The organism is Streptomyces atriruber (genome assembly GCF_001418325.1).
Lineage (GTDB): Bacteria > Actinomycetota > Actinomycetes > Streptomycetales > Streptomycetaceae > Streptomyces > Streptomyces atriruber.
The window spans coordinates 1-8,797 of sequence record NZ_LIPN01000298.1 but is presented as its reverse complement, the minus strand read 5'-3'; the positions used below and the strand labels follow the sequence as shown (position 1 = coordinate 8,797).

The 8,797-nt window shown below is 71.8% G+C and carries 7 protein-coding genes; 3 read left to right on the top strand and 4 right to left on the bottom strand.

Going from position 1 to position 8,797, the window contains the following annotated elements; translation table 11 throughout:
* Nucleotides 1–1,985, top strand: a 1,985-nt coding sequence (locus AOK03_RS27955) for an FG-GAP-like repeat-containing protein (protein WP_055568126.1), incomplete at its 5' end; no start/stop codon positions are given.
* A 54-nt stretch (nt 1,986–2,039) separates the two neighbouring features.
* Here AOK03_RS27955 and AOK03_RS27950 read toward each other — a convergent pair.
* Together AOK03_RS27950 and AOK03_RS27945 are read right to left on the bottom strand one after the other, a co-directional pair.
* Entirely contained in the window at nt 2,040–3,626 is a 1,587-nt protein-coding gene (locus tag AOK03_RS27950; RefSeq protein ID WP_244177782.1) for a type 1 periplasmic-binding domain-containing protein, read from the bottom strand.
* A gap of 108 nt (nt 3,627–3,734) precedes the next feature.
* A complete protein-coding gene (locus AOK03_RS27945) occupies nt 3,735–5,951 on the bottom strand; it encodes a hypothetical protein (protein ID WP_055568125.1) in 2,217 nt (738 codons plus the stop codon).
* 254 nt (nt 5,952–6,205) lie between these two features.
* Here AOK03_RS27945 and AOK03_RS27940 point away from each other — a divergent pair, with 254 nt between their 5' ends.
* A complete protein-coding gene (locus AOK03_RS27940; protein ID WP_055568124.1) occupies nt 6,206–6,604 on the top strand; it encodes a hypothetical protein in 399 nt (132 codons plus the stop codon).
* A gap of 44 nt (nt 6,605–6,648) precedes the next feature.
* Here AOK03_RS27940 and AOK03_RS27935 read toward each other — a convergent pair whose 3' ends face one another.
* Together AOK03_RS27935 and AOK03_RS27930 are read right to left on the bottom strand one after the other, a co-directional pair.
* On the bottom strand, nt 6,649–7,323 hold the full coding sequence (locus tag AOK03_RS27935) for an RNA polymerase sigma factor (RefSeq protein WP_079075001.1): 675 nt from the start codon (nt 7,321–7,323) through the stop codon (nt 6,649–6,651).
* 145 nt (nt 7,324–7,468) lie between these two features.
* Nucleotides 7,469–7,867 carry a hypothetical protein gene (locus AOK03_RS27930; protein WP_055568123.1) on the bottom strand — a complete coding sequence of 133 codons (399 nt, stop codon included), beginning with the start codon at nt 7,865–7,867 and terminating at the stop codon, nt 7,469–7,471.
* Nucleotides 7,868–8,187: 320 nt separating this feature from the next.
* Here AOK03_RS27930 and AOK03_RS27925 point away from each other — a divergent pair, with 320 nt between their 5' ends.
* The gene (locus tag AOK03_RS27925) at nt 8,188–8,697 is read left to right on the top strand and encodes a hypothetical protein (RefSeq protein ID WP_244177781.1); all 510 of its coding nucleotides are present in this window, start codon (nt 8,188–8,190) and stop codon (nt 8,695–8,697) included.
* The last annotated feature ends 100 nt before the right edge of the window (nt 8,698–8,797 follow it).

Below are 8,797 nucleotides of genomic sequence, written 5' to 3'. Positions count from 1 at the left end.
ACCCCACCCCGACCAAGCCGACGGCCCCGCCGTCCACGGTCACCCGGCCGCCCGTCATCAACCGCGCGGCCTGGGGCGCCGACGAGTCCGCCGTCAAGGACCCGCCGGAGTACATCGAGAAGGTCAAGGCGGTCTTCGTCCACCACACGGTCGGCACGAACGACTACAGCTGCGCCCAGTCCGCGTCGCTGGTCCGCGGCATCATGACGTACCACGTGGAGACCGAGGGCGGGAACGACCTCGGCTACAACTTCCTCGTGGACAAGTGCGGCCAGGTCTTCGAGGGCCGCGCAGGCGGCATCGACCTGCCCGTGCGCGGCGCGCACACCCACGGCTTCGACGGCGACTCGACGGGCATCGCCGTCCTCGGCGACTTCGAGGGCGACCCGGCGACGGACGAGCCCGCGGGCAGGCCGACCCGCGCGGCCCTGGAGTCGGTGGCGCGCGTGGCGGCCTGGAAGCTCGGTCAGTACGGCGGCGACCCGGCCGGGAAGGTGACGCTGACCGCCGCCGACGACACCGGCGTGTGGAAGAAGGGCGACCAGGCCTCGCTGAACACGGTCTCCGGTCACCGGGACGGCTTCGCGACCGTCTGCCCCGGCAAGAACCTGTACGCGAAGCTCGGTGAGATACGCCGCTACGCGAGCGGCGCGGGCCGCAACTCCGCCGTCCCGACCGGCGACTTCAACCGCGACGGCATCACCGACCTGATCGCCGGCACCCCGCAGGCATCGTCGAGCCGCGGCCGCGTGACGGTCGTCCCCGGCGGCCCGGACGGTCCGGTGGGCGCTTCGAGGATCTCCCTGACCCAGACCAGCACGGGCGTCCCCGGTACCTCGGAGGCCGGTGACAACTGGGGCGCGGCCACGGCGTGGGGCGACCTGAACGCCGACGGCCACGCGGACCTCGTCATCGGCGCGCCCGGCGAGGACGACACGTCCGGCAACGCCGACCGCGGCGCGGTCACGATGCTGTACGGGCCGAAGTTCACCTCCGGCACGGACATGCAGCTCTCGGACGACTTCCACTACCCCGGCGCCAGGTTCGGTTCCGCGGTCGCCGCTGGCGACTTCAACGCCGACGGCAAGGCGGACGTCTTCGCCGCGGCGACCGGCACCGGCGGCTCGTGGGCCGCGCGGCTCGACCCGGAGCACGAGTCGGGCGGCAGCCTCACCTCGGGCGACACGGCCATCGCCTACCCCGACGCCGCGTCCGGCGACTTCAACCGCGACGGCTACGCGGACGTGGCGCTGACCTACCGCGACCAGGCGGGCAAGGGCAAGGTCGCCTGGTTCAGGGGCGGCCGCTCGGGGCTCAGCCGGGTCGGCGTCCTCTCCGTCCCCGGCGGCCGCTCGGTCGCCGTGGGCGACGTCAACGGCAACGGCTACGACGACCTGGTCGTCGGCCAGCCGTACACCGCCGAGTCGGGCGCCCACGCGGGCGGCCAGGTCACGGTGGTCCCCGGCACGTCGACGGGCTTCACGACGACGGGCATGAAGACGGTCCACCAGGCGACGTCCGGGGTGCCCGGCGCCGCCGAGGCGGGCGACGCGATGGGCTGGTCGGTCGCGGCGGGCGACTACAACCTCGACGGCTACGCGGACGTCCTGGCGGGCGCCCCGGACGAGGACATCACCCGCGCCGACAAGAACCGCAAGGACGCGGGCACCTCCCTGCTCCTGAAGGGCTCCTCGTCCGGCCTCACCGGCTCGGGCGCGAAGGCCTTCTCGCAGGACGAGCCCGACGTCCCCGGCTCCACCGAGTCGGGCGACCGCCTCGGCTCCTCGGTGACGCTGGCCGACCTGTCCGGCACCGGCCGCGCGAGCCTGGCCATCGGCGTCGAGGGCGAGGACTCGGGCGACGGCACGATCCTCCAGCTGGACAGCGGCAGTTCGGGCGTCCCGGGATCGAGCGGCGTCTACTACGGCCGTACGCTCCTGGGCACCCCGGCGGGCGCCCGGCTCGGCCGGTCGCTGACGCCGTAGCGACCGGTGCGCCGCTCTCCGGGTCCGCGCCCGGGGAGCGGTGCCGCACGTCCTTCACGTGTCGCTGGGCACCCTGCAGTCCTGCGGCTGGGGCCTGCCCTCGGGCCAGCCGATGCCGACGAACCGCAACTTCTCCGTACGCGGATCGAGTTCGACCACGGCGACGGGCTTGTCGTAGGCGTTGCCCGCGTTGGTCAGACAGATCCAGCCGCTGGTCCCGCGGACGCGGTTGACCGCTTCGAGGCGCTGCCACATGTCGGAGACCCGCTTCAGGGGCGGCACCGTGCCCTCGGTCTGGGCGTTGGCGAGCAGCACCGCCTTGGCGACGGTGCGCGTGCCGTCGTACACCAGCATGGTGCGCGAATCCTCCAGCGGAACGGGCCCGATGTCCCCGGCGCTGCCCTTGTCGATCAGCGCGCGCAGCCTGTTCAGCTCCGCCCGCGGTTCGGCGAGGTGGGCGCGTGCCTGCGGGTCCTTCGTGCCGCGCAGCTCCCGGTCCCAGGCGTCGGGGTGGCCCGGCGCCGCGTACTGCACCGTGACGAGGGGTTCCTTGCCGCCGCCGCGCAGCCGCTCCCAGTCGCCGTCCTTCATGTAGCGGTTGAGCGTGGCCGCGCCCGAGCCGCTGACGATCGTGTACTTCTTCCCCCGGCACTGCACGTCGGCCAGCTTCAGGGCGAAGAGCCGCAGGTGGACGGGGCGGCCCGCGAAGTAGACGTAGCGTGCCGTGGACTGGCAGATGTTCTGGGCGATGAGGGTGAAGTCGTTGCCCGTGTCCCCGGGGTCGGTGATGGAGGGGGACTCGAACGTCTGGTCCTTGGGTCCGGGCGGTCCCTTCTCGTCGCGGCTGAAGGCCTTGGCGAGCGAGTTGTTGTAGATGTCGTGCTCCCGCTTGTCCCTGACCAGCACGGTCTGTTCGTCCCTGAGCTCGCCGTGGAAACTGGCCAGCGCGTCGGCCTGCTGGCGGTTGGTCGGGATGATGCGGGCGAGGCCGGGATAGGGATCCTCGGTGCCCCGCTCGGGGTTGGCGAGTTCGTCCGCGCTGACGCGGCTAGCGAGGACCGGGATGTGCAGTTCGTCGGTGAGGCGGGCGATGGCCTTCTTCGTGGCGTCCAGGCTGAGGTTGAAGCCGGTGACGGCGCGGAGGTTTTCCTTCTTGTCGTCCGCCAGATCCGCCAACTGGTCGACGACGCGCTCCTGTTGGGCGTACGAGTCACCGGGGTTGGCCAGGACGAGTCGCAGCAGCGGGGTGTTCTCCTCGCGGTTGGCCCGGTACTGGGCGAGGTAGGCGCCCTGGATCTCGCTGCGGAGCTGGATGCGTTCGGCGGCGATGTCGGGCTGGAGGGGCATCATCAGGGCGACGGTGACGTGCGGCTTGTCGCCGACGAACTCCTCGTTCTCCTTGGCGATGGCGCGGGCCACCTTGTCGATCTCCGGCGTGCCGAAGGCGTATCCGGTGCCGTTGACGCCGATGCACTCGCCCCCGTGCCTCTCCACGCCGGTGGCGCAACGGTCGGCCTCGCCGATCGGGGGCAGGAACACGTACAGGAGCACGCCTGCGGCCGCGAGGCCGAGCAGCGTGAGGATCCTGCGCATCCAGTTGGCCAAGAACGTGTTGTACAGCCAGTTCCCGAACTGCCTCAACGCTGCCCTCCCTCTACCGATTGCTCCTGGTCGTGCAGGTGACTCCGGTCGTGCCGGTGGATCTGGTCGTGCAGGTGACTCCGGTCGTGCAGGTGGTGAATCGTTCCGTCAGCCGAAGCCGATGTGCTCGGTGCACACACACCGCTTCAGCGGCTGCTTGTCCTCGGCCCGGTCCCCCCAGTCGCGGGCCATGCGGATCAGCAGGGCGGCCCCGTCCGCCGCCCGCGCCACGTCGGCCCCTTCGGGCCCCTGGTCGCGCACCGCCTCGTCGGCGAGCTTCGCCAGTTCCTCGCTGAGCTCCCGCAGGGGCCCGCGCAGGACGCCGGGCACGATCTCCTCCAGCGGCTGCGTCCGGTCCTCGGTGAGCCACACGGCGTGCAGGAGCCGGTCGACCTGGCGCCGCAGGGTGTCGCCGCGCACCTGGGTCTCGCCGAGGGCGCGGGCGTACCGGTCGTCGTCCACGCCGATCAGCGCGGCGTCCGCGATGGCGAGCAGTTCCTCGCACCACTCGTCGACGGGACGGGTGCGGAAGGAGTCCGCCAGGTACCGGGTGACGAGGTCCGCGCCGTCGGAGGCGAGCAGATGGTGCATCCGGTGCGCGGCGGCGGTGACGAACAGGGCATCGGGGTGGCGGTCGCCCAGGTCGCGGTAGTGGCCCTGCAGCAGCGCGTGGTCGGCGTGCCAGGCGGCGCCCGCGGCCCGCAGCCCGTACAGCCGACGCGTGAGGAGGCGGCGCAGGCCGAGGTCGCCGATGAAGTGCCGGGGGCAGCCGGGCCAGCCGGTGTCCTCCAGGAGTTCGGCGATGCGGTACGCGTTCAACTGCTCGGTACGGCCCTCCTGGACCGCGCGCATCAGCGTCTGGGCGCACTCCACGTCATGGGCGACCGACAGATGGGTGAGCAGGTCGAGCCAGTGGCCGCGGTGTTCCGGCGGCAGCTCCTCGGGGCGCTGGTGGACGACGAGTTCGTCGACGAGCACGTCGGCCACCGGGCGGTCGGCCACGGGGCGGCCCTGCTCGTCCTCGCCCGCGCGGACCCGGGCGTCCAGGATCGCCCAGTCGGTGCACTCCTCGGGCGTCGGAAACGCGATGGCCACTGCCGCGGTCGCCTCGCCGAGCCGGGTCACGAACAGCGGGCGGCCCCCGCTCAGCCGGTGCACACCGCTGTGGATGCGGAGCCGCACCGCGTTGTCCGGCTGCCCATGGCCGCCCCGCAGCCGGCTGATCTCGTCCTTCTGCCGGTCGCGGGTGAGCACGGGCATGCGGACGAGGAGCACGCCGCGCCACAGGGGCGCGTGGTCGGGGACTCCGCCCGGCGGACGGCTCCACTCGGGCAGCGTCCCGGTGAAGGGCTGCCAGGTGGCCATGCCGTCATGGCTGCTCCCCGCCCGGTGCAGGAAGCGGCCGCCGTCCTCGCGCCGGGCCGTCGCGAAGACCACGAGACGGTCGTGGTGCCCCCGCTCCCGGTCCTCCAGCGCCGCCTTCACCAGCCGCCTGCCCAGGGAGCCGTCCGCGTGGTCGAGGAGCAGGGCGGGGCGCCCCACGCGCGACATGCGCCCGCGCACTCCGTGGTAGGCGGCGTCGATGTCCTGCCGCAGCGCCCGGAACAGGAAGCCCTCGGCGAGCCGCCGTGCCTCGCCGCCCTGCTGGAAGTCCTCGCCCAGCGCCCGCAGTCCGGCCTGCGGGTGGCCGCCCGCGCCGGGATACTCGCCGTAGCAGGCGGCGAGGGCGGCCCTGCCCTCCGTGGAGACGCGGGCGAACAGACCGTCGAGCAGTGCGTTGAGGAAGGGCCCGGCCAGCGGGCTGGTGACGAGCCCCGCCAGGTAGCCCGCGTAGTTCTTCGCGGTTCCCTTCAGGACTCCGCGCCAGAAGGAGCCGGGCGGCAGGATCCCGTCGAGCCGCCCCACCTCGTCCACCAGGGGCGCGGCGCGGGCGAGCGGGTCGCTCGCCGCCACGGCCGCGAGTCCGGCGTACAGCCGCGGCACGGCGATCCCTCCCCCGTCGCCGCCCCAGTCGCCGTACTGCAGCGCGATCCTGCGCAGCACCTCGGTCACTTCCGAACGGCTGCCGGGCTGCTCCTCCGCCAGCACCCGGGAGTCGGTCAGGGCGCAGTCCACGTACGCGGTGGGCACGCGCGGCCCGAAGCGCGTGCGTATGCAGCGCAGCAGCCTGCCCTTGCCCATGCCGGGTCCGCCGACGAGGAGCACGACGGGCAGATCGGCGCCGTAGAGCAGCTCCCGTCTGCGCCCGGCCGCGGTCTTCCCGAGCAGCCGGGCGATCAGGCCGCCGTCGTCCAGCAGCTCGTCGAATCCGAGTTCGTCAGGCACGGGCCTCTCCGTGGCCGCGGCGGCCGGTCGACGAATGATGGCTCGTCAGGTTAGCTGCGGCGCACGGCATTTGGGGAGACTTCGCCGCTCCTGGACCGGCGTCACCGACAGCCTCACGGTCTCCAGCGGGAATCAAGGAAACATGGACGCCCCGCCACAACAATCTCGGCCATGGCGCGAATCTTCCGCCATGGCGGAAAACGTCCGTCACATTCGGGCCGCGCCCCGGCCCCGCAGAGAAGATGGGGACCCCCATGAACAGATCGACCAGATCGACGTTCACCCGCATCGCCGTGGTCGGAGCTGCCGCCGCCACCCTGTTCGCCGTCTCGTCGGGCCCGGCCCTGGCCGCCGGTGTCCGCGTCAGCGACAAGACCATCACGCTCCCCGACGGCCGCGGCTACATGAAGTTCCACGACGACGGGGACGTCTTCGAGATCTGTGACACCAAGGCGGACGGCAACGGCGTCACCGGCTCGCTGAAGAAGCAGTACGTGGCCGGAAACATCTCCACGCTGTGGACCGACGGCGACGGCGGCGACTCCGGATGCGACAAGCACCCGTACAACGTCGGCAACGACGGCTGGTACGAGATGACGCTGAAGTGGAACGGCGGCGGTTCGACGGTCACCTCCGAGTGGTTCAACGAGTAGGACCCGGCGAGCCCCGCACCCCCAGCGCTCATCAGCTCACCAGCTCACCGGAAGACGCACAACGCGACGGCGCACCCCGGCAGCGACGCCCTGCCGCCGTGACCGCCCGACGCGGACAGCCGCCGGACAGGCCCCACACTGTCCGGCGGACGAGCCAACTGCCGTGCCAGGCGCAGGATTCCGCGCCGGGCCGCCGCCCGCACCGCCCCCGGCCGCTTGCCGAGGACCTGCGCGGCGGACGGGCCGTCCAGGCCCATGACCACCCGCAGCAGGACCGCCTCGCCCTGGTCGGGCGGCAGGGCCGCGACCAGGTCGAGCACGCGCTCCGTCGACAGCGTCTCCAGGGCCCGGCCCGCGGTGTCGTCCACGGCGGGCAGGTCGAGCACGTCCTGCTCGATCACCGTGCCGCGCGGCCTGCTCCGCACCCGCCGCAGATGGTCGATGGCGCGATGGCGCGCGACGGTCGCGGCCCAGCGGCGGAAGTCGGCGCCGCTCCCCCGGAACGTCGCCAGGTCCCGCACGATCTGCAGCCACGCCTCGGAGACCACGTCCTCCGCGTCGTCGCGGACGAGTCCACGCACATATCCGAGAAGTCCGGGATGAACGCACCGATAGACAAAGGAGAAAGCCTCCTCGTCCCCCTCCCGAGCCGCCCCAAGAGCCCGAGTCAGCTCTTCGTCACAAGCCGCCGAACGTCGATGTACCCCACCCTGCGCCACGCTCTCCTCTTAACCCCGCTGACACTGCCCACCGTGCCCGTGCCCTGCCTGCGCCCGCGCTTCCCCGCGCTGCGGCTCACTGTGCCGCATTTCCCCATAACAAAAGAAGACTCAATAAGTCATCGACATGCCATCGTCACCGACTTCACGCCACATGACGCACCCGGCCCGGCAGCGTGAGGTAAAAGGTCTGCAGCGAGACTTCGGAGCCATCCGTTCCGCCCCGCTCCAGACAATTGACGACCTTCCCCAGGGGATTCCACACCCGACCGTCCGGCATCCGGACGCCGACGGGCTGCCCGAAGAATTTCCGCTGCTCGCCGTCGAAGTCGACCCAGACGGCGCCTGCGCGGCGCACGAGGACTTCCCCGACATAGGCGCCGAGCCCGAAGAGCGTCCCCGCGATCTCGCCGCGCGGACGGCCGCCCTTGCGGAGGCCGTCGATGAGGAAGTCGACGATGCGGAGACTGGCGACGGAGAAATCCAACGGCAGCCGATTCCGAGCGGTCACGTGCGCGACAAACCCCCGGGCGTGACCCCGCATATCCCCGGCACCGATCGCATGTCTATGCCCACCGCCACCATCCATGACTCCCACCCCTTCGACCAGGCAACGAAGAGGACCCACAAAGCCCCCTCCCCCTATCAAGCGGAAGCCGCCTCTCTGCCGTGACGGCTTGGGCCGGTGCCCCTTCTCACACAGGGAATCGCCCTCTCCGTACAACCCTTGGCCGCCTCAACCGACTTGGCGCCACGGACACGAGGCGAAAGGTCCGTTTCCTCCTGTGCCTGGTGAACCGCCTTCGCGGTGTTGTATAACCGGCCCCGATTCAGCCAGGGGGCGGGGAACAGAGGTGGGGGAAGATGCAGAAGGAAAGCTCGGACGGGGACAGAGAATGGGGCGACTTGGGGGAAGTCGTCATTCCGGAAGATCCGGCCGATCCGACGGTGGTCGGTGAGATATCGAACCGGCGCGTGGTGGTCGTGGGCGGGATGCTGTTGAGCATCTGCGCCGGGTTCGTCGGCTACGGCTTCCTCGGCGACGACGGGCCCGAGCGGCGCTCCGTCCCCACGGCCTCGGTGACGTACCGCATCACCGGCACGGGCACCGCCGGCGTCTCGTACCTCGCGAAGGACGCCGGGGGAAGCGCCACCGTCGAGACGGATGTGGAGCTCCCGTGGCGCAAGACGGTGCGCGTGCCGCTCGGCAAGGATCCGGCCGTCAGCATTCGACTCGGCGAGCGGGGCGGCGAGGCGAGCTGCGCCCTCGCGATCCGCGGTGAACACCAGCGGCGCGCCACCGCGTTCGGCGCCTTCGGGCGCGCGACCTGCACCGCGGACCTACCAGCGGAACGACCTGGGGAACGGGACTGACACCGACCGGCTACCGGACGTGACCCGGCCCCGGTGGCCCCCCGCTCCGTCAGCGGCCTGGCGCAGCCCGCCCACCGGGCCCGTGCCCTTGTCGGAGAGG

Bases quoted from the DNA above. Each gene is read 5' to 3' on its own strand.
- AOK03_RS27925 (WP_244177781.1), top strand. From the start codon at position 8,188: ATGCAGAAGGAAAGCTCGGACGGGGACAGAGAATGGGGCGACTTGGGG.
- AOK03_RS27940 (WP_055568124.1), top strand. From the start codon at position 6,206: ATGAACAGATCGACCAGATCGACGTTCACCCGCATCGCCGTGGTCGGA.
- AOK03_RS27930 (WP_055568123.1), bottom strand. From the start codon at position 7,867: ATGCGGGGTCACGCCCGGGGGTTTGTCGCGCACGTGACCGCTCGGAAT.